16 protein-coding genes are annotated in these 21317 nt (G+C 47.1%); 15 read left to right on the top strand and 1 reads right to left on the bottom strand.

What is annotated here, in order from left to right; translation table 11 throughout:
- The first annotated feature begins 222 nt into the window (after positions 1-222).
- The 8 genes from MJZ26_11995 (at position 223) to MJZ26_11960 (ending at position 9255) form a co-directional block, all read left to right on the top strand.
- Complete coding sequence (locus MJZ26_11995) at positions 223-738, top strand: hypothetical protein (protein MCQ2106499.1); 516 nt, start codon at positions 223-225, stop codon at positions 736-738.
- Between the two features lie 336 nt (positions 739-1074).
- Positions 1075-4308, top strand: a complete 3234-nt coding sequence (locus tag MJZ26_11990; protein MCQ2106498.1) for a KAP family NTPase — start codon at positions 1075-1077, stop codon at positions 4306-4308.
- 42 nt (positions 4309-4350) lie between these two features.
- Positions 4351-5487, top strand: coding sequence for an AAA family ATPase (locus MJZ26_11985; protein ID MCQ2106497.1), 1137 nt, complete (start codon positions 4351-4353; stop codon positions 5485-5487).
- Between the two features lie 2 nt (positions 5488-5489).
- Positions 5490-6206, top strand: coding sequence for a hypothetical protein (locus MJZ26_11980; GenBank protein ID MCQ2106496.1), 717 nt, complete (start codon positions 5490-5492; stop codon positions 6204-6206).
- Between the two features lie 701 nt (positions 6207-6907).
- A complete protein-coding gene (locus MJZ26_11975; GenBank protein ID MCQ2106495.1) occupies positions 6908-7135 on the top strand; it encodes a hypothetical protein in 228 nt (75 codons plus the stop codon).
- Between the two features lie 287 nt (positions 7136-7422).
- Positions 7423-7683, top strand: coding sequence for a DUF2281 domain-containing protein (locus tag MJZ26_11970; protein ID MCQ2106494.1), 261 nt, complete (start codon positions 7423-7425; stop codon positions 7681-7683).
- Positions 7680-8060 carry a type II toxin-antitoxin system VapC family toxin gene (locus tag MJZ26_11965; GenBank protein ID MCQ2106493.1) on the top strand — a complete coding sequence of 127 codons (381 nt, stop codon included), beginning with the start codon at positions 7680-7682 and terminating at the stop codon, positions 8058-8060. The genes MJZ26_11970 and MJZ26_11965 overlap by 4 nt, the downstream gene beginning before the upstream one ends.
- A 100-nt stretch (positions 8061-8160) precedes the next feature.
- Positions 8161-9255 (top strand): dTDP-glucose 4,6-dehydratase, encoded by a 1095-nt coding sequence (locus MJZ26_11960; GenBank protein MCQ2106492.1) that lies wholly within the window; start codon positions 8161-8163, stop codon positions 9253-9255.
- Positions 9256-9541: 286 nt separating this feature from the next.
- Here MJZ26_11960 and MJZ26_11955 read toward each other — a convergent pair whose 3' ends face one another.
- Positions 9542-11674 (bottom strand): OmpA family protein, encoded by a 2133-nt coding sequence (locus MJZ26_11955; GenBank protein MCQ2106491.1) that lies wholly within the window; start codon positions 11672-11674, stop codon positions 9542-9544.
- 193 nt (positions 11675-11867) lie between these two features.
- On the opposite strand from MJZ26_11955, the gene MJZ26_11950 reads away from it, so the two are divergent.
- The 7 genes from MJZ26_11950 to MJZ26_11920 all read left to right on the top strand — a co-directional run bounded on the left by MJZ26_11950 (position 11868) and on the right by MJZ26_11920 (position 21081).
- The gene (locus MJZ26_11950; protein ID MCQ2106490.1) at positions 11868-12122 is read left to right on the top strand and encodes a chorismate mutase; all 255 of its coding nucleotides are present in this window, start codon (positions 11868-11870) and stop codon (positions 12120-12122) included.
- Between the two features lies 1 nt (position 12123).
- Positions 12124-13269: a prephenate dehydrogenase/arogenate dehydrogenase family protein gene (locus MJZ26_11945; protein ID MCQ2106489.1), complete on the top strand. Its 1146-nt coding sequence runs from the start codon at positions 12124-12126 to the stop codon at positions 13267-13269.
- Complete coding sequence (locus MJZ26_11940) at positions 13269-14648, top strand: 3-phosphoshikimate 1-carboxyvinyltransferase (GenBank protein MCQ2106488.1); 1380 nt, start codon at positions 13269-13271, stop codon at positions 14646-14648. Before MJZ26_11945 ends, MJZ26_11940 begins: the two co-directional genes overlap by 1 nt.
- A 23-nt stretch (positions 14649-14671) precedes the next feature.
- Positions 14672-15559, top strand: a complete 888-nt coding sequence (locus tag MJZ26_11935; protein ID MCQ2106487.1) for an NAD(+)/NADH kinase — start codon at positions 14672-14674, stop codon at positions 15557-15559.
- Between the two features lie 43 nt (positions 15560-15602).
- Entirely contained in the window at positions 15603-17396 is a 1794-nt protein-coding gene (locus MJZ26_11930) for a homoserine O-acetyltransferase (protein ID MCQ2106486.1), read from the top strand.
- A gap of 78 nt (positions 17397-17474) precedes the next feature.
- Positions 17475-18362: a YicC family protein gene (locus MJZ26_11925; GenBank protein MCQ2106485.1), complete on the top strand. Its 888-nt coding sequence runs from the start codon at positions 17475-17477 to the stop codon at positions 18360-18362.
- A gap of 127 nt (positions 18363-18489) precedes the next feature.
- On the top strand, positions 18490-21081 hold the full coding sequence (locus MJZ26_11920; GenBank protein ID MCQ2106484.1) for a T9SS type A sorting domain-containing protein: 2592 nt from the start codon (positions 18490-18492) through the stop codon (positions 21079-21081).
- Positions 21082-21317 lie beyond the last annotated feature (236 nt).

The raw sequence follows: 21317 nt of genomic DNA, 5'->3' as shown, positions 1-21317 counted from the left end.
GAAAGTCAACAAAAAAGGGTGGCGAAGCCACCCACACATGTTGATGAAGAGCCATAAAACATTGTTCAATATTTTGAAATCAAGACATGACTTGTCTGAGTTCGTATTTCATTTTACCAAAGGTCAAAAGGCAAAAAAAATTTTTGCAACATATTAAAAGAAAATAAGATAAAGGATACTAGTAATCGAGGTTTCATCTGTTTCACAGAAGCTCCTGTTACTATGCTGCCAGAAATGTTTGAAATCTTTAATAAATATCCTAATCCAATGTATTCTGCTTACGGTTTTGGGATAAAAAAGGACAGATTCTATGAACTCGGGGGACGATCTGTTATTTACGGACCGAAGTGTGATTGTGAAAATTTGAAAAAAATAGGTATGGATTGGCGTTTTGAAGAATTCATCCCAAATGAACGCGATTATAGTTGGCTGAGGGAGTGGCGTTTAAAAGAAAATGAAATTAATTTAGACACGGATAATTGGATTACTGTTGTTTCAAAGAAGCAAGATGAAATTGAAACTGTATTGGAACTAGATGATGTTGTAGTAGATGGTGACGTGAGTGATGGTGAATTTGTCGCATATTACTATGGAAAATACGAACGTTTATTCAACTGTGTTAACATTGAGGAAATAAAAAGAACCAAATCATTATCGTCCGATGATTTAGATAAATTGCTAAGTCAATGTAATAAAAATGAAGAATGCTATCTTGGATCTAAAATTATTAGTCCATAACCAAATGAATCTATAGATTGAACTGGCAAAAGTCGTTTTTTAATCGCAATAAGCCATGCTTAAATGAAACGTCTAGAAGTTTGTTTCAAAAAACTCCATTTATAATTCAAATTTGATTGTAGTTTAAGACCGATAAATATCATGAAAATCCTTCTCTCCAACAGGTTCTATTTTCGTCGCGGTGGCGACTGCATCTATATGCTCGACTAGGAATTAGAATTGACTTGACAAGTCTGCTAGGATGGTGTTTTTACACCGATTTTGAAAGAACTTCTAATTTTGTTATAGCTCCCAAAAGAGAACTGACGAAAGATAGTGTCTTGCTGGGCAAGGATTTTGCTATTTGACAAAAATAGACAGCCGTTTGATGTTATATTTACCGTAGGAATATTTTCTCAGGCAAATCAAATGTCGCAAAATCTGAAATTTTTAAGTAATGCCCCTCTTGGTGAAGACCTCTTTGAGGGCAAATCCCAAGATTCCATTGCAAATGCAATTGTCGCCCAGATTGAACATAATGCTGGTCAAATTCGTCGGGGACAACAACAGAAGATGATTGGGATTGAGGGGTCTTGGGGATCAGGAAAAAGCAATCTAATTGAAATTGTAAAAAAGAAGTTTAGTCAAAAATATGGAATGTCAAAGTTCTATTTCTTCACGTATGATGTTTGGGGACATCAAGAGGATTTGCAAAGAAAAGCTATCCTAAATGAATTGGTAGATTTCCTGATAGAAAAAAGAGCCGTCAAAAACAATGAAAAAGATGGCGACAACAACAATTGGAGAGAAAGGGTTAAGAAAACAACAGGTGTAGTTACTGAAACGAAACAAACTCAAATACCAAAAATTAGTTTTGGAATCATAATTTGTGCCTTAGCACTTGTTATCGCCCCCATTTGCGAAAATATAACAGTCGCATGTGGTTTTGTATCAAATTTAATTCATGCAATTCCTTTTTTTCTAATTCTTTTGGCTTTATTATGTTCTATCGTACGCAATGGTTTCAAAAAAGGTGTTACTGAGTTCATTAGTATATACAAGGACAAGGAAATAGAAACAACAAATCGAGAATTCGTTTCTGAAACGAATCCATCTGTCATTGATTTTAGAGCCTTTCTTTCTTCGTTGTCAAGTGCATTAGAAGGCAAACATCTAGTCATTTTCTTCGACAATATGGATCGACTACCGAAAGAAAAAATTGAAGGTTTATGGTCTTCAATTCACACATTCTTTGCCGAAAACAATGGTCATAAAAACATTTCTTGTATTGTGTCATTTGACAGAACCCACATAAAGGGCGCTTTTTCTCTTTGTGATGGTGCTACAGAAGAATGCGGAAACGATTACATTGACAAAACTTTTGATGTCGTTTATAGAGTCGCTCCCCCAATTCTGTCTGATTGGAAAAATTTCTTTAAAGTTAAATGGCTTGAAGCTTTTAATGAAATTAAAGATAAAGAAGAATTTGAACGCGTTGTTCAGGTTTACGATATACTGTCCGGGAAAAGAGATTTGACTCCACGTTCAATAATAAGGTTTATCAATGAACTTGTACTAACAAAGAAATCCTTTGTGGTACCAGAACGTTACATCGCAATTTTCATTTTACGAAGAGATGTCTTAATAGAAAATCCGTTGTATTTGGGATGCCTAGGAAATTTAAAAGCAATTTACGAACGCGATCCCAATTATTTTAAATATATATCATCCATTGTTTATCAGGTTTCTCCGGAAAAAACTATGTCTGTGGTTTATGAGGCATCGCTAAGAAGGGCATTGGAACAGGGTGATAAAGAAGAAGTTGAAAGAATCAGCAAGGCTCCTTTTTTCTGGGACGTTTTGGAAAATACATTAAAATCAATGGAGAACCTGGACGACGCTGTTGTCTCGTTAGACTTTTTACCCCAAGATGCTTTGAATAGCGTTCAATCTGCAATGTTGTGGCAAAGTTTGTTTTGGTGGCTAAAGGAAAAAGAACCCCAAGATTTCCAAAAAGAACGATTGTTTGGTGTGATGAAAAAATCTCAGGAAATTCTATTGAAACATGTTGAAAAAACGTCAAAGATAGAATTGATTAAGGACTTGTTAAGAATTTTTGCTAGAGATGGCTTTTCTTTCAAACAATATGAGCCTAAAACTTACACATCTTTCATAGAAAGGTTGAGTCGTTATCTTCCTATGGATGACTTATATTCCCTTTTGCCAAACTTGTCAATCAGCGCCGAAGCCTACTTGGCGATTCTTAAAGAAAAAGGGGCTCTTATGAAGCAAATTCCGCTTGATTGCCCGGAAATGGAATCATATCTTGCAAATTTGAATTATATGCAATTACTTGAACAGGATTGTTTAGAAAACCTTCCTGATTCAACGAAACGAAAGATGGATGTTGATGCGACTTTGAACAACCTATTTGCACAAAATCCGGTTTATTCTGAAGAAAATTTCTTAAAACTTTTGAAATTATTCACGGTATTTCCGCAATACAATATAAACGCGGATGAGATAAATTGGAATTTGCTTGGCACTCTACTTAATTCAACCACAATCCCTTCTTTAAAGGGTATTATTCTTGCAATACGCATAATCCATTGTAATTATCCTGTTTCAAGTAGATTCTTTGGAGAAATGTTATCTAGTCCTTTACCAAACGATGTGAAAACCTCGTTGCTTTCGTACTTATCTTCTCAAATGACCTTTGAACAGATTCTTGCTAATGAGGATATGTTGCACACGTATGGGGTTGTTCAGGATTACGTAAAAGATGCCATCGTAAATGGTCAATACGAAATTACAGTTAAAGGTTTGTTCGAAATACTACCAAAATTAAACGACCTAAGCGAGCTGCTAGGAATAGATTTGTCACCACTGCTTTTGAAAATAATGAAGGTGTATGATCGCAAAAAAGAAACGTTTGACAAATTGCTGAAATTCAAACAAGATGACCCTGCTAGTGTAGAGCAAGTTCTTCCCTATAAGACATTGCAATTTGTAGCAAATCAAGATTCTGAGTTTGCAAAGAGATTGGTTCAATGGCTTGTCTGGTATTTTAACTCCTGGTCAAAAGATTTTTGGTTTGCTCGGTTCAAGAATCCGAATCTGTATGGAGTCAAGGAAGCTATTCTGATAAAATATGGTTGGTCTTCAAATGCAAAAGACGCCATGGAAGCGTACCTTATCGAATTATTGAATGAAAATAAAATAAATCCTAATCAAGAAATTTGGTCGGTCATATTTGAATCATTGAGCAAAAGTTTTAAAGAACGCTTGTTCAAAAACATTCGAGATAATTTTGTTAATGGTCGAAAAATAATGGATTTGAACAAGTTTATCTTTATAGGGGACGCTTTGCTAAAATTTGGTTTTGTAGAACAATGTTTAGGAGATGTCTTAAGAACTATTGTTCCGTCTTTCCTATTGGAGGACAATGTTGCATCAAAAATTATTGCGGAAAATTTCGATCAGTTAAAAAATGTTCTTAAAGAGGAAACTGATGCAGAAGATTGGCTAGAAAAGGCTAGGACCATAGCTTCTGAGAACGAAAATTCCCCTTTGAAGGATTTGATAGGGTAAAATGCTGATGCAAAAATGCTATATTACCCACTGGTTACAGTTATGGATAATTTCAAAGTCAAAAAAATTGCAGTTAAGAATTTTAAGTCGCTGTCGAATTTTGAAATCAGCGACTTGACTGATTTTATTTGTTTGATTGGTGTGAATGGTTCCGGAAAAACGACTGTATTGCAGCTACTTGGATTTATCAAGGCGCTGATGAACGGCAACGTGAAGGATTGGCTTGCGAGTCAGGATTTGACTGCTAACGAACTGCTGACCATCGGAACGGAGAAAAAGTTTTCAATTGAAATTCGGATTGAAGCTGTATTGAATTCCACAGAAGTCTATTGGGAAGGCAAATTCAATACAAGGGAATTGCGTTGCTCGTCTGAAATCATGCAAGATGACAATGCCAAGTATTCATATTCTTCTGGAAAATTCATTACTAAAATCTCCGATGAAACGAAAAGTGTTGATTTCAGCAATTTAAAGTACGATGGCTCAATCTTTTCGTTGTATGCGACAAAACTGGGCAGTCAACTAAAGCAGTTGAAACTGTTTGGAGTTCTTGATCCCCACGCAATCGCTTCTTCGACAAGGCAAAGTTCAAAAAATGCGCCTGTGGATGTTGAGGAGAATGGTAAGAATCTGTGTGGTTTTTTTGCCAATCTGCCTTTGGATTCACAAAAGAAAATTTTTGAGGATTTGCAGCAATTCTATCCGACCTTGAAGAAATATGAAGTGAAAAAACAACGTTTCGGTTGGAAGACGATTCTGTTAAGTGAACTGGAAAAAACTGCTTTCAACGCCACAAGTTTAAGCTATGGGACGCTTCGCCTTTACTTGATGCTGTCCCAGCAGTATGCGGATTGCCCCTTGGTCCTTTTTGACGAAGTTGAAAATGGATTGAACCAGGAACTGTTTGACATGTTTGTGAAAATGCTTCTTGGTTACAAGAAGCATGGTAAGCAAGTTGTCGTGACCACCCATAGCGGATTGTTGTTGAACTATCTACCTGATGAGGTTGCCGCAGAAAGTGTTCTGTTCTTGTATAAGGATAGAAACAACTTTACCAAGGCAAAGAAATTTTTTAAGATTCCCGCCCTGCAAGAAAAACTCCAAATTATGGGGCCAGGAGAGGCTATGGGCGATACCGACTTGAATGCTCTTTCTGAGAGTCTTAGAAAAGAGGACTGATCATGCCTGGTATCGTGATTTGTGGTGAAGGTCCGACCGATCTGTACTACGATAAGCAGACTAATTCTCGGGGTCCTCTGAAAGTTTGTGTAGATAAGCTTCTAGAATCATTTTGGGATGACGTCTCGTATGTTGATTTTGTGCAGGTTAGCCGAGGTAATCTTGAGGCGACAGATAAGGGCAAACCGGAAAAGAAAACAGCGGTTGTTCGTGGTTTAAAGAAAAATTTTGCGAATGCCGCCTATGTGTCTAAATGCGCTAAATTACTGGCAGAAAAGGCGAAAGTTTTTGCCAAGGCAAGTGAAGACGATTGGGGTGTAATTTTCTTTAAGGATTTAGACGCATCTTCTGGTACGGATATCGATAAAGTGTATAACGCCATGTTTTCTGCAATGGAAGATGGTTTTGAATCTGCAAATTTCGAAACAGGGGTTCCGATGGTCCCTAAGACAAGAAGTGAATCCTGGATTTTGTGTGCCTTAAGTCCAAAAGACGCTTCAAAGAACGATTTTTTTGAGAAGCTTCCGATGTCAGACAAAAGTCCAAATTCGGGAAAAAAGGTTTTGGCGAAGATTTTGAATGTGGATGAAGATGAATCGTATAAAATTGTTGGAGAACGTGTAGAATCATTCTTGTGGGAGCAAATTCAAGCGCCTAGTTTTATCGTGTTTAAAGATAAACTCTACAATATGTCCGGAAAAATTCTTGGACGAAGATAGTCGGCAGACAAATTTCAAGGCTGATTCACCATCCGGAAAACACAGCAAGGCGAGTAATGCGAAAACTTGGCTTGAACATTTTCATATCCGAACTGGGGATGTTTCTGCAAAGCAGCCTACGACCCGCGTCCTGCGACGGATTTTGCGGTTGAGTTGTTCGAGTATGTTGTTGGTCCTGATACAGTCCCGCAGTTTCTGCTCCACGTCGATAAACTTCTTTAGAGCCGCCTCCTTGTCTTCCTGGGCATAGGTAGCCTTCAGCAGCGGCGTGACTGTGACAAGTTTGCGGCAGCGATCGTGACCCCTTGGGGCGCAGACTTTTGCTGTGTTTCCTTTCCCCATGTTCCGCAAAAGGCTGCGTGTTGCGAGGGGTGGACGTCGCCCTGGCGGCGAAACGGCCCCACAACATAGAGCGCGACGGCACTGTTGTGCCGTGCCGCCCATAGCGATGTCAACAGTTGTTTGCAAAATGAAGGCGGTTTGTAAAATCTATTGACAAGGTCTTTTATTTTTGTATATTATAGCCATGAGTTGGTCGAAAGACCCTGACTCAACCTACTAGGCGGGCAGACTGTCCCGCCATTTTTGTTTTCTTGGAGCGGCGGAGTGAATGGATCATCACTCTCAAGGCACCCATTCAGTACAAGTCTTTTGTGTTCGAGAAAAGACCCGGGGAAGACGTGTTCTCGCTGGAAGGACGGATGTCAAAGGAAATCTCCTTGTTCCTTCGTGAGAACCTGGATTATTTTCAATCCTTTGAAGATGTAATCCTGTACTACGATAATGGACAGCATGAGCTGAATCGCATCCTAAACTTCGCTCTTTCGGCGGAGTTGTCCACCTATTCATACAAAATTTACAGCATACGAGACTTGCGAAAGCAGTTTATAAAGCCTATCGAAAAGAAGAAATTTGGCTCCTTGGGTTAGGGTGGTTCCGCGCCCGCCAAGCCCCTTCGGGTCTTGCCGGGCAAAACTGTTGATTGGTTGTGAAATCGTGCAAACAGTTATTTGTAGAACAACCTGGCACTCGGTCATGTCGACAGAATGCTTTGCCTTCTGTCGCCGCGACACTCGTGCAAACAGTTGTTTGCAAAGTTGTATTGTTGAGAGGAAACCTCTTGTTTTCAACACATAAATGCTTAATTTTGTAAATGATTTCTTCATGTTTGTTTAATTTAAGGCTGTTTAACGCTTGTTGGCAAGAAAGGAGTTGTATGAGTACAGATGTTTTAGGCTATATTTCCGTTAGAAAGGAGGCTACCTTGTCTTACGATTCTATTGTTGCGGAAATAAAGGCTTTGCCTACTGAAGCTCGCTGGAACTTGCTGATGATGCTGGTTTCGTCGTTACAGCCTTCCGAGAAAGTTACCCCAAGAAAAGAAATTGTAAAGCGTAAGCTTGGTGGCCATGAGGCTGGTTTCTCGATGGCTCCCGATTTTGACGAGACGCCAGACTGCTTCAAGGAGTATTTGTGATTTATCTCCTTGATACAAACGCCTTGTTGTTTTCCTTAGCAGATGTGAAAAGTCTTTCTGACAAAGCACGGAATATTATTGAGACTGAAGAAAACCTTTGTGTAAGCATAGCTTCTTTATGGGAGATTGCCATAAAGCAAAGCATTGGCAAGTTGTCTCTGTCCATGACAATTCCAGAAATCCAGTCGGAATGCTATAGTCGGAGCATTGAAATTGTTCCTATAAAGCCTGCTGAGATTGAAAAGATTAAGACGTTGCCCAAGATTCACAATGATCCTTTTGATCGTTTGATTATTGCACAGGCAAATGCTATGGATGCCACTATTGTGACTAGGGATTCCAAGATTCCAGAATACCCTGTCCAGGTAGCATGGTAATTAAATTTCGAATACAATATCATTAATCTAGACAAGCTGGACTTACGCTGGAAACCTTGCAAACCTCAAGGATATCGAAGACAAGCCGAACTACAAGTTCGTGAAGATGGACATTTGCGACTTTGATGCTTTCTACAAGCTTATGCAAGATGAGCATATCGGTGGCATTATCCACCTTGCTGCAGAAAGTCATGTGGACCGTTCCATCAAGGATCCGTTCACCTTCGCACGTACTAACGTCATGGGCACCTTGAGCCTGCTCCAGGCCGCAAAGCTCTACTGGGAAAGCCTTACCGAAAAGTACGAGGGCAAGCGCTTCTATCATATTTCTACCGACGAAGTTTACGGTGCCCTCAAGATGAACCACCCGGAAGGTATCGAGCCGCCGTTTACTACTACGGCCTCCAGCTCCGAACATCACCTGGCTTACGGCGACGACTTCTTCTACGAAACTACAAAGTACACGCCGCATAGCCCGTACTCTGCAAGTAAGGCTGGCTCCGACCATTTTGTCCGCGCCTTCCACGACACTTACGGCATGCCCACAATCGTTACCAACTGCAGTAACAACTACGGCCCCTACCAGTTCCCGGAAAAGTTGATCCCGCTGTTTATCAACAACATCCGTCACAAGAAGCCGCTGCCGGTTTACGGCAAGGACGAGAACGTTCGCGACTGGTTGTTTGTTGAAGACCATGCCCGCGCTATTGATGTCATTTTCCATAACGGAAAGATTGCCGAAACCTACAACATCGGCGGCTTCAACGAATGGAAGAACATCGACATCATCAAGGTGGTGATCAAGACTGTAGATAAGCTTCTTGGCCGCGCCGAGGGCGAAGACCTTGACCTGATCACCTACGTCACCGACCGCCTGGGCCACGACGCCCGCTACGCCATCGACAGCACCAAGCTGCAGAAGGAACTTGGCTGGGAACCGTCTTTGCAATTCGAAGAAGGTATCGAGAAGACCGTCAAGTGGTACCTGGACAATCAGGAATGGCTGGACAACATCACCAGCGGCGATTACGAAAAGTATTACGAGAATATGTACAAGGGAAGGTTTAATCAACCTTGTAAGCATAAAAAATGCGACTGCGTCATTCTGAGTGGCGTAGCCACGAAGAATCCAGTAACACAAAAAAGAGCCGGCTTAAAAGCAGACTCTTCTTGTCTATTTTGTGATAGAGTTTGAGAAAGCTTCTGCAGAAAAGGATTGTGTATGCGGGGGAGGGACCGCGCCCGCCAAGCCCCTGCGGGTCTTGCCGGGCTTCAATGCAAAAAACGCATAGCTTACTTCGGCGAGTTTTTTCATTTTAGGGGGAATTGGAATGGTGTATGTAAAAGAATTCAAGACTATCGAAGAACAAGCCGATTCAAGATATTCAGCCCAAAGAAGTTTCTTGTTCAAATCCACGAAACATAAAAAATAACCGCGATATATATCGCGGTTATTTTCGTGTTAGGCGAGAGTGCCTAAATTACTTGGCGGCGGGAGCCGGGGCGGGCTGAGCTGCCGGAGCGGGTGCAGGTGCAGGCTGAGCAGCGGGGGCTGCTTCAGGAGCGGGAGCCGGCTGAGCTGCCGGAGCAGGGGCCGGTTCGGCTGCAGGTGCTGCCGGGGCAGGAGCAGGTGCCGGTGCTGCGGGTTCAGCAGCAGGAGCTGCGGCGGGGGCTGCAGCCTTGTTAGCGCCCTTCATGTGAGGGTCAAGTACGACGCGCACATTCTTGGGATTGCTCTTAGCCTTCTTGCCCTTCTTGGCGGGCTTCGGTGCAACAACGGGCTGAGTATCGCCCATGCCCTTAGCACGTACATGCTTGCTGGGAACGCCCTTCTTGATCAGGTAATCCACAACAGCCTTGCCGCGCTTTTCGGAGAGTGCCTGGTTCTTTTCGGCAGTCTTCTGTTCGTCGGTGTGAACCTGGATTTCAATGCGCAGGTCGGCACGGGCGTGCATAAGGGCTGCAACCTGGTCCAAAGCCTTGTTAGACTTCTTGGTGAGCTTAGCGGTATTCTTGTTGAACTTGATCTGTGCTGCCAGCTTTTCCAGGTCTTCGTCCTTGCTTGTCGGGCAACCCTTTTCGTCAACGGCAACTTCGCTAAGGGTCTTGGGGCACTTATCCATTGCGTCAACAACGCCGTCGGCATCTTCGTCAAGTTCGCAACCGTTTTCGTCAACGGGTGCGCCTGCGTTGGAGGCCGGGCACTTGTCCTTGGAATCCACAACGCCGTCGGCATCGGTATCCACTTCGCAACCGTCCGGGCCGACCTTCAGGCCTTCCTGGGTGCCGGGGCACTTGTCGCTCATGTTGGGAATGCCGTCCTTGTCATCGTCGGCAGAAAGCTTTGCCAGGGAGTCGTTGACTGCGGCAACGGAATCCATCTTTGCCTTGGCCATGGAATCGGCAACAGCGTCAACAACCTTTACGGTATCGACGGTAGAAAGGGTGTCGACCTTAGCAATGGTGTCGACCTTGGTAATGGTATCGATCTTTGCGGTGGTGTCTACCGTTGCCATCAAGGAGTCGAACTTTGCCTTGGCCAGGGAGTCGGCACGGGCGTTGACTAGAGAATCGATGTTCTGCTTGTCGCTCTTGGTGCCGCCAAAGCGCCATACGAGAGATGCAGTACCTGCAAGCAACGGAGTAGAGGAATACAGGTAGGTAGTCTTGCGATTGTTTTCATCGGTAGTGGTAATATCAAATCCGTACTTACCCTTCTTATCGTCAGCAACATCGAAGCTCAAGTTCTTGAACATACGGCCGGCGATTTCAACACCGAGAGCCAGGTCCATGTGTTCACCCAAGTGGAAGCGCATACCCGGAGTAATCAGGAAGGGGTCCACAATGGGGTCTACGCGGTACAGGTCGTCTTCCAGGTGCATTTCGCCAGAGACTTCCAGGAAGAAGTCCATCAGGTCGAAGGGCATGAAGTTCAAGCCTGTGCTATAGGTAAGGGCGCTGGACTGCAAATCTTCAAAGGTATACAGGTAGCTGATCTGGGTGTTCCAGCTAAGCAGGCTGCCGTTCAAGGAGAACACCAGGCCACCGGCTGCGGCGAAGTCGCCTGCGGTATAGGGGTTGGTGTTCTTGGCCAGGTACCAGGAATGACGGGGGCGGATACCGGAATCTTCGTTACCGGAGGGAATGTAGAACTGTGCCAGCAAGGCTACGGAGATGAAGGAGTCCTTACCGCCGAGGAAGCGGAGCTTCAACCAGGTTTCCACGTCGCCGATGGCGGGATCAATAAGGCTGCTGTGTGCCAGGTAGCCCTGGTCGTCACCAGCGTAGTCCATGTAGATGGGCAGGCTTGCGCCCAAGTCCAACCAGTTGGTAAGGCCTACTGCGGCATTGATGTTGGCGCTGACAGAAACTGCGGTGCCGCTCATGGTGATGGGCTTGCCCTTGGAATCTTTCATTTCGCCACCACAGGCCAAAGACCAGGAGTCGGCAGATGCTTCGCCACCTACGCCAAAGGAAACGTTCCACTGGCCCAAGGTGTTGGCGTTGATCTGGTGAATACCGTTTTGGCCACCGGCAACGCCACTCTGTGCAAAGGCGGCTCCCGCTAGGGCGAGGGCTGCCAGGGCACTCTTTACAAAGGACTTTCTTGTCATGTTTATATTCTCCTAGATATATTACAAGAATGATACCAATTTAGATAATGTAGCGGATGGGGTGGAATTCCTATGTTACATAGTGGGTCGTTTTGTATGTTGGTGAAAATTTGTGCAGCAGGACGCTTCGGTTGTTACTTTGGCACCTGGTGAGCGGCATGTTCCAGGACTGCGGTTTTACTACATTCTTTGCATGAAAATTGAAGATTGGCGCAACCGTATTGATGAATTGAATGTCCAGCTGGTGGAGCTTTTGAACAAGCGCGCCGGCTATGCTACTGAAATCGGCAAGATCAAGAAGGCAGAAGGCCTTCCTGTTTTGGACGCAAGCCGTGAACAGGCTGTTTTGGATAAGGTGGGGCCTTTGACCAAAGGCCCTCTTACCGAGGAATCCATTAAGAACATCTTCAAGGTCATCATGGCGGAGACCCGCAAGGTGGAGGAATAGCATGGAACACATTACCCTGGTGGGTTTTGGCCTTTTGGCAAGTTCTGTGGCTGCGGCCATCAAGCAGGCGGGTTTGCAGGTCAAGGTTCGTGCGGTCAGTTCCCCGGCTACGTTGGACCGTGCCCGCGAACTGAAGCTTGCCGATGAATTCTTCCTGTACGGCGAAACAGAAAAGTGGGCGGTGGGTACCGACATGATCCTGCTTTGTTCGCCAATCCTTCACATTCTAAAGACCTTGGGCGACTTGTCCCGACTGCCGACGGAATCATTGCCGGCGGGCAAGCGTGTTTTGGTCAGCGATATTGGCAGCACCAAGGTGGAAATCTGCAAGGCTGGTGCCAAGCTCCCCGAAGGCTTCCTGTTTGTGGGTAGCCATCCTATGGCCGGTTCCGAAAAGCGAACCTTGGAATACAGCGACCCCTCGATTTTTGAAAATGCCTACTGGTTCGTTTGCCCGCCCGATGGCGTAGACGAATCTGCCTACAAGCTCTTGCTGCAGTTGATTTCCTTTGTGGGCGCTCATTCCGTGGTGTTCCCGCCGGAACATCACGACCGCACCATGGCCTGGGTCAGCCATATGCCCCAGATGCTTAGCTCTACTTTGGCCGCCAGCATGCCTAGCCGCCTTCTGGATTACAACTACCAGCATTACGCAGGCCGCGCCTTTAGGGATATGACCCGCATTGCCGCTAGCGGCTGGAACATGTGGCACGATATTGCTGTAACCAACCGCAGCGAAACAGTTCGTGCCTTGCGCGAAGTCCGCGATGGGGTAGATAAGACCATTGCCGCCATGGATGGCCTTGTGACGGTTGAAAATGGCCGCCCTGCAGAAAACGACTGCTCCGAGAACCTGGAGAAGATTTTCAAGGCCGGAAACGATGGCCGAGCCAGCCTGTTTGCTCCTGGCCGTAATGCCGCTGCCGCCTTCTCCGAAATTACGGTGCCCCTGAAGGATGTGCCCGGCGCTCTTTTGCATGTGCTCAAGCCTCTGGCCGATGCCGGCTTGAACATCCGCGATATTGAATTGATGAAGGTTCGCGAAAATGTGGCGGGCACTTTGCTGCTTGCTTTCAAGACTCCCGAGGAAGCCCGCCGTGCGGTGCAGATTCTTGGTGTTCTTGACTACGACGTAAAGGAACGATAATGGATTTGTTGCTGAACCCCGACCGCGAGCGCATGGAGCTCACCCTGGTGATGGCCCTCTTGGTGAATGGCCGTACCGTGCTGGAAGATTTCAGCTGGGCTGCCGGCGTTGAACGTTTTGCCGAGGCTCTTAAGGAATATGGCCTGGTGTACCAGCAGCAGGGCCATCAGCTCGTGCTGGATGGCAAGGGCTTTCAGTACCAGTTGCCCAGCATGTTGCCTATGGATTTTTCCGAGGGTTGCAATGTGCTTCTGTGGACTTTGGCATCCAAGGATCCGGAGCAGGTATATACCTTTGCTGCAGAAGCTGACGAAGCTGGTATTGCTCTGGTGAATAACGCCAAGGAAACCCTACAGAAGTATTTTAAGGTAAAGCCCGTTACTGATGAACCGGCCAAGTTCGTGTTCACCTTTGCGGTAGAGGAACCTGCCATTAAGAAGGATTCACTGGGCAATGTTTCCTACGTTATGCGAAACCGCCTGCTGTTGCGTGCCCTGATCCGTACGGAATACCTGACCTTCGAGGAAAAGTCTACGGTTCATGACCAGTGGACCAAGATGCTTATGTACTTTGGCGTGGCCCTCAAGTATGAGGGGCGCGGCATGGAGCAGCTGACTGAATTGGAACGCCGCATGATGATGGCCCGCGGTCAGAAGATTGAACGTACCCAGTTTACGGAACTGGCGGAAACCCGCGTGATTACCGCCCGCGAATACTACGTGCCGGGCGATACCACCGAGGCCATGGCCTTTATATTGCTTTTGACTATCGGAAGTCTGCCGAAGACAGCCAAGGCCTGCATCAAGAATGTGGAACTGAACGGCAGTCGCGCTGGCGCCCTCACTTGCCTTAAGCGAATGGGCGCAAGCTTTGAAACCGTCAGCCGTCGCGAGCGTTATGGAGACGTATACGGCGATATTGAGGTTTGGCCGCTGCCTTCTGGCAAGCGTCTGCAGGGCAGGCGCTTTTCCGAGGATGCAATCGCCACGGGCCTCGAGGAGTTTCCGTTTTTGGCTGTGGCCGCCTGCTTTGCAGAAGGCGAGACCATTTTGCGCGTGCCCAAGGAAATCCGTAAGGAAATGCGCCCGCGAAATGAAAAGCTTGCAGAAAACCTGCGTAAGACTGGCGCCGAAGTTGGCGTGTACGACGACGGCCTTGTGATTCGCGGTCTTGAAACCATCGTAAACGGTTCGGACTTTGACGGGGGCGATGTTCCCCAGAATGGTCTGGCCTTGAGTGTTCTTTCAATAGCATTGCAGAATGATGAACTTGTGGCTAATTCTGACATCGTTGAAAAAGCCTATCCTGGAGTTCTTGAAAAATTGAATCTCATGATGGAAGAGGCCAGCAAGAAGCCTGAGGCGGAAGCAAAGCAATAGTTGCGAAAAGACCTGGATTTTTTATGAGCGAAAAGAAGCATACCTTTAAGACCATCGGCATTATCGCCTGGAAGGACAAGAGCCCTGAATTGGCTCTGGCTCTGACGCAGATTCATGAATGGGCAAACGCTCATCCTCAGGTAAAGTTTTTTGCTTTGGAAAATTTGAAGGACCTTGTTTCTGCACCGGTCAAGGTGGTTACTGAAAAGGCAATCCTGAAATCGGATTTGCTTTTGGCAGTAGGTGGCGATGGCACTGTGCTTTCTGCGGCTCACATGGCCTTGGGGCATGACATTCCTATCTTGGGTGTGAATGCCGGGCGAGTAGGATTCCTTGCGGAAACCCGCATCAAGAGCCTTTCTCAGACTTTGGACGACTTGCTTGCTGGTGAGTTTTCCACCCGCGATCGCATGATGATCGAAGCGTCTGTCTATCATGGCAGGAAGTGCATCTCCAAGCAGACTGTGCTTAACGAAGTCCACGTCCGCGCCCATGCTCCTGAACGTATGGTGAATGTGGATGTGGAATACAACGGTACCGAATATACAGAATACTGGGCAGACTCTCTGCTGGTTTCTACGCCTACGGGATCTACAGCCTACAACCTGGCTGCGGGCGGCCCCATTATTCATCCTGCGACTTATGCAGTGGTGCTGACCCCTGTGGCACCTGGCAGCCTTTCTGTGCGACCGCTGGTAATGTCTCTGACAAATAAAAAACTGGTGCTACGCCCTGCAGCGGGCAAGACTCTTGACCTGGTCTTTGATGGCCGCACTTGCATTGCGTTGGAACCAGGCGACCATGTGGTCTTGACCCAGAGCAAGTCCTTTACCACATTCCTCCGCATGCGTCACACAGGATTTGTTGGCGCTCTTCGTGAGAAGCTAGGCTGGACAGGAAAGCGCGGCTAGTATAAGCGTTACACTTTTTTGTTGGATTACTATATTTATGCATATGAGTGAATCTTTGCATAATGGTAGTCTTTGCCCTGTTGTTTCCCAGACCTTCAATAAGGATTTCGGGGATCAAGGTTTTTTGCTTGAGAATGGCAAGACTCTTCCGGCTTTGGAAATTTGCTACGAGACCTACGGTAAGCTGAATGCTGCCGCAGACAATGTGATTTGGGTTTGTTCTCCGCTTACTGCCGATGCCCACGTGGCCGGCTACTATTCCACCGACGACAAGAAACCGGGTTGGTGGGATGCCCTCATTGGTCCGGGCAAGGCTATCGATACCGACAAGTTCTTTGTGGTCTGCAGCAACATTTTGGGTGGCTGCAAGGGTTCCACTGGCCCTGCTAGCATCAACCCACGCACAGGCAAGCCTTACGGCGGATCTTTCCCCACCATTACCATTGGCGACATGGTCCACGCCCAGAAGGAACTTTTTGACGGTCTTGGCTGCAAGGGCATGTTCTGCGTGGTGGGTGGTTCCATGGGTGGCTTCCAGGCCATGAAGTGGGCTATCTATTATCCGGAACTGGTAAAGCGTTGCATCATTATTGCAACGTCTCCTCGATTCAGTAGCCAGGCTCTTGGATTTGAAGTGGTGGCCCGCGACATTATTACCCAGGACCCCAACTACAACAATGGTGACTATTACGATCAGGCGGTAAAGCCCGACGTTGGTTTGGCGAACGCTCGTAAGCTGGCCCACATTACCTACCTCAGCGCTGTGGGCATGGAAAAGAAGTTCAAGCGCGCCCAGGACCAGGAAAATCGCAATCACGCCATTACCTATAGCACGCCCTTTGACTTGCAGCTCCCGCTGGAAAGTTACCTGCGTTACCAGGGCGCAAAGTTCGTTGATCGTTTTGATGCCAACAGCTATCTGCACATCGCTCATGCTACGGACTGTTTTGACCTGGAGACCGAATACGGCTCTCTCGAAAACGCTTTCAAGAATGTTCAGGCCGAAGTTCTGAATGTGAACCTTTCTACGGACTGGCTGTTCCCGCCCCACGAGTCCCGCCGAATTACCAGCGCCTTGATTGCTGCCGGCAAGCAGGTGACTAGCCTCGAAATGGATACCCAGTTCGGTCACGACGGATTCCTCATTGAAGTGGGTGAGTTGGGCAAGGCGGTTGGCCGTTTCCTGGATAGCAAGATTGTCGAATCCGCAGGAACCCAGTCCATGCCGGTGTTCCACAACGAAAAGGATTTTGAACTGCTGGGTTCCCTGGTGGAAGATGGCAGTCGCGTGCTGGACCTTGGCTGCGGCAGCGGTGAACTGATCGACTACCTGCGTCGCACCAAGAATGTTTCTGGCATGGGCATTGAGAAGAACCTGAAGGATATTCTGGACTGCCTCGAGAACGATGTGCCTGTGGTGCAGCGTGATCTGGATGAACGCGGTATTTCTGACATCCAGAGCGATAGCTATGACTACGCCATCATTAACCGCACCATCCAGGAAATTCGAGACCCGGTGGCTTTGCTCAACGAAATTCTCCGTGTGGCAAAGCGCGTGATTGTGACGTTCCCCAATTTTGGTCACTGGTCCGCCCGCGGTTCCCTGATGCTTCATGGCCGTATGCCCAAGTCTAAGGAACTGCCTTACGAATGGTACGACACACCTAACATTCGTCTTTTGACCGTAAAGGACTTCTATACTTTGTGCGAAAAGGAAGGCTTGAACATCGAGAAGATGGCTTTCCAGAACGAACAGCTTCTGAGTAAGTTCCTGACGGCAATTGGTCAAAAGAACTTTGGTGCCGAGCACGTCATTGCGATGGTTAGTAAAAAATGAATGATGAAAAATGAAGTGTGAAAAAATGACATTCTTCATACTTCACCCTTCATTCTTCTTTATACGAGAGATGTATATATGAGTAATCCTATTCTTTCTATGACCGGTTTTGGCAAGAGTGAGTCCATGTTCCAGGGCGCTCCTTGCGTTATTGAAGTGCGCTGCGTGAACAACCGTTTTCTGGATATTTCTTGCAAGCTGCCTAAGAACCTGTCTTATCTTGAAAACAGCTTCAAGAACCAGATCAAGGAAAAGCTGGTTCGCGGCTCTGTTATCTTTAACGTGACTCTCGGTGCAGGCACCGGCGGAAACGTTCCTGTATCTTATAACGAGCAGGCTATCGAAAAGTTTGTGGAAATCACCAAGGCCATGCAGGCCAAGTTCGGCGTGTCTGGTGAAATCAAGTTGGAACATGTCTTGGCTTTGCCCGAAGTGCTTCAGTTTACCGACAGCGGTGCCGACGCAGAAGCTTTGGAAAAGCACCTGGCATCGGAGCTGGACAAGGCCCTGGACAAGGTGATTGAAATGCGAGCCAAGGAAGGTGCTAATCTTGCTGCCGACCTGACTACTCGCGTGGAACACCTGAACAACGTTCTTGACAAGATCGAGGTTCTGGATCCCCAGCGTATCGAAAACTGGAAGGTCAAGTTCCGCGACCGTATCAACGTGTTGTTGAAGGATTCCGAGATCGACGAAGTCCGCTTGCTTCAGGAAGCCTGCGTCATGGCCGACAAGCTGGACATCCACGAAGAAATCACCCGCTTCAAGAGCCACAACAAGCTGTTCCTCAATGCTCTCAAGGAAGGTGGTGCACAGGGCAAGAACCTTGGCTTTATCCTTCAGGAAATGGGCCGTGAGGCAAACACCTTGGGCACCAAGTGCCAGAGTGCAGAAATTGCAGCTCTTGCCATTGAGCTCAAGAACGAAGTGGAATGCATCCGCGAGCAGAGCCTTAACATCGCTTAAGGTGTTGTGATTTAGTAAACATTTTATGGAAGGAGTCCCTGAAAAGGCTCCTTTTTTTGCGTTTTTAAGGTAGTTTATATTCGGTTGTTTTGGCTACGGTTGAATTGTTGTTTAATCAGGAGTCCAGATGTTTGGAAAGATTAAGATGATCGGTATCGTGTCTGCGGCAGTGCTCTCCATGGCTGCCCAGGTAAGTGCTGAAGATTATAACTGGGGTAATGTCCGTTTTGACGGCGGTGGTTTCGTAAGTGCCATTATGCCGAGCCCTGCTCAGGAAGGTTTGATTTACGCTCGTACCGACGTGGGCGGCATTTACCGCTGGGAAGCGGACAAGTCTACCTGGGTTCCCCTGATGGACCAGTTCAACGAAAACGACAAGGGTCTGTACGGTACCGAGGCTTTCGCCTTGGACCCCACCGATCCTAAGAAGATTTATGTATTGGCCGGTACAGGCTACTTTAGCCATGGCCGTACCGCTGTGCTCCGCAGTTCCGACTACGGTAACTCCTGGGATACTTCCTACGTTGATTTCTTTGCCCACGGTAACGGCATGGGCCGCCAGACTGGTGAAAAGCTGGCTGTGGACCCCAACATGCCGAGCATCGTTCTTTGCGGTAGCCGCACCAAGGGTGTGTACAAGAGTACCGACTACGGTAAGACCTGGAGCAACCTCTACAAGGTGGCTCTTTCCGACGCCGAAGGCAATTCTTTGACTAACGTGAACGGCGTAAGCTTTGTGATGTTTGACGAATCCCAGGGCAAGCTTGCCGATGGTAGCACCGCTACTATCTACATCGGTCTTTCCGAAACCAAGGACAACCTGCAGGTTTCTAAGGACGGCGGTAAGACTTGGAAGGCTATTGCCGGCGGCCCCACGGGCCTTATGCCGCACCGCGCAAAGATTGTGGACGGCGACATGTTCATTACCTACGCCGATGGCCCGGGCCCTCACAGCATTACCCGCGGCGGTGTCTTCAAGCTGAATCTGGCTAGCGGCACCTGGACCGAAATCACTCCGTACGACGATAACGAAAAGGAAGGCGGCGACATCGTTCACGAGAAGAACGGTTGCTCTTACGGCGGTATCGCAATCGACCCCAAGGACAAGAACCACATTGTAGTTTCTACCTTGGGTCAGTACACCGGACGTCATGTTACCTTGGATGAAAAGGACAACTACGGCGATCGCATTTACGTCACTACCGATGGCGGCAAGAACTGGGTTCACGGCCAGCATTATGGTGACATTCCTAACATCGATGCCAACGGTACCGACTGGATTCCGGGCAACGCAATTCATTGGGCCGGCTCTCTGGAATTTGACCCCTTCGACAACAAGAAGATGTGGGTGACCAGTGGTAACGGCATTTTCCAGACCGACGATATTACCGCCAAGGTTCCTGTTTGGAAATTCCAGTCCAAGGGTATCGAAGAAACGGTGCCTCTGGATATCGTAAGTATTCCTGATGGCCCGCTGGTTACTGCCATCGGTGACTACGACGGTGGTGTTTATACAAACATCAACGAACCGGTTAAGCGTCATTTCCCCATTGTGGGCTCTACCGAAAGCATGGGCTATGCAGCCCTGACCGGATCCCTGATCCGTACAGGTGTCATTACGGTTTACGGTCAGTACGACTCCAAGAGCTACAAGAAGATGTACCGCTCCGACGATATGGGCAAGAGCTGGAAGGAACTGGCTCTGGATACTGCAAGCTCCCTGGAAAACATGCGTAAGGGCTATCTTACTTTGTCTGCAGATGGCAAGGTGATTATGCATCGCCCCGAAAATGCTTCCGGTTTCTACCGCTCTACTGATAATGGCGCAACCTGGACCGAAGTCAAGTCTGCCGACGGTATTGGCCGTCTTGTTTCTGACCCGGTTAATCCCGATGTGTTCTACATGATCGGTTCCATGGGCCAGGTGATTGTGTCTGATGATGCTGGCAAGACCTTCAAGAAGATCAATAGCCTTAACACCAGCGAAAACTTCAACGGCGAAGGCAATCCGATCCGTACCGTACCTGGCAAGGAAGGACACATCTGGGTTGCCAAGGACCAGAATCAGGTCTGGCAGAAGGATGGCTACACTCACTACGGTCTTGTCTATACCGAAGATGGCGGCAAGACCTGGAATGAATGTGAAACTGTTGGTGCCGCAGTTGCAGTGGGTATCGGTAAGGCTAAGGAAGGTTCCGATTACGAAACCATCTTTATCTGGGGTAACACCAAGAAGTACATTGGCGAAGGCCAGTGGGGTGCCAAGGAATATGAATATTCTCCCGTTGGCATCTACCGCAGTACCGACAAGTGCAAGACCTTTGAACGCATTAACGACGACATGCATCAGTTTGGCGGCCCGGGTAACGGCAAGTTCGTTCAGGGTGACATGAATAACTTCGGCGTTGTGTACATGAGTACTGTTGGCCGCGGCACTATCGTGGGCGCGCCCGAGGGAACGGAATTCGTGACAGGCCTGAAGGTGGTGAACATGAATCGCGGAGTGAGCCTGAACCAGCAGGGCCGTATCCTGATGGTAAGTGCAGCTAGCGGCTCCAAGTTGAAACTGTACGGCGTGAACGGCAAGATCATGATGACTCGTGAAGTTGGCGCCAATACCGCGGTTAGCCTGAACATGATTCCTGCAGGCAAGTACATTGTCCGCCTGGAAAATGCTTCCGGCAAGACTATGACTTCCAAGGCAATCCTGGTGAAGTAAGCGACGGTTTTGAATAACCTTAAAAAGCAGGCTGTAAAAAGCCTGCTTTTTGCTTTTTTCAGCCCGGCTTTGTTTACGCCTGTGAACATTTTTAGGGCTGAATTCTTGCTTTTTTAGCTGCGAAAAGGGTAATTTTACATTCAGAATAAACTTTAAAAAAGGATTGGACTGATATGGAAAATTTCAACTTTTACAGCCCCACGGAATTCGTATTTGGTAAGGACCGCGAAAATGAA

It is taken from the genome of Fibrobacter sp. (genome assembly GCA_024398965.1).
Lineage (GTDB): Bacteria > Fibrobacterota > Fibrobacteria > Fibrobacterales > Fibrobacteraceae > Fibrobacter.
Note: the sequence above shows the minus strand (reverse complement) of the source record. Positions and strands in the feature narration are given on the sequence as shown.

Coding starts and splice junctions, on each gene's coding strand:
- MJZ26_11975 (MCQ2106495.1), top strand. CDS start 6,908: ATGTCAAAGGAAATCTCCTTGTTCCTTCGTGAGAACCTGGATTATTTT.
- MJZ26_11955 (MCQ2106491.1), bottom strand. CDS start 11,674: ATGACAAGAAAGTCCTTTGTAAAGAGTGCCCTGGCAGCCCTCGCCCTA.
- MJZ26_11980 (MCQ2106496.1), top strand. CDS start 5,490: ATGCCTGGTATCGTGATTTGTGGTGAAGGTCCGACCGATCTGTACTAC.
- MJZ26_11970 (MCQ2106494.1), top strand. CDS start 7,423: ATGAGTACAGATGTTTTAGGCTATATTTCCGTTAGAAAGGAGGCTACC.
- MJZ26_11995 (MCQ2106499.1), top strand. CDS start 223: ATGCTGCCAGAAATGTTTGAAATCTTTAATAAATATCCTAATCCAATG.
- MJZ26_11935 (MCQ2106487.1), top strand. CDS start 14,672: ATGAGCGAAAAGAAGCATACCTTTAAGACCATCGGCATTATCGCCTGG.
- MJZ26_11940 (MCQ2106488.1), top strand. CDS start 13,269: ATGGATTTGTTGCTGAACCCCGACCGCGAGCGCATGGAGCTCACCCTG.
- MJZ26_11930 (MCQ2106486.1), top strand. CDS start 15,603: ATGAGTGAATCTTTGCATAATGGTAGTCTTTGCCCTGTTGTTTCCCAG.
- MJZ26_11925 (MCQ2106485.1), top strand. CDS start 17,475: ATGAGTAATCCTATTCTTTCTATGACCGGTTTTGGCAAGAGTGAGTCC.
- MJZ26_11985 (MCQ2106497.1), top strand. CDS start 4,351: ATGGATAATTTCAAAGTCAAAAAAATTGCAGTTAAGAATTTTAAGTCG.
- MJZ26_11950 (MCQ2106490.1), top strand. CDS start 11,868: ATGAAAATTGAAGATTGGCGCAACCGTATTGATGAATTGAATGTCCAG.
- MJZ26_11920 (MCQ2106484.1), top strand. CDS start 18,490: ATGTTTGGAAAGATTAAGATGATCGGTATCGTGTCTGCGGCAGTGCTC.
- MJZ26_11945 (MCQ2106489.1), top strand. CDS start 12,124: ATGGAACACATTACCCTGGTGGGTTTTGGCCTTTTGGCAAGTTCTGTG.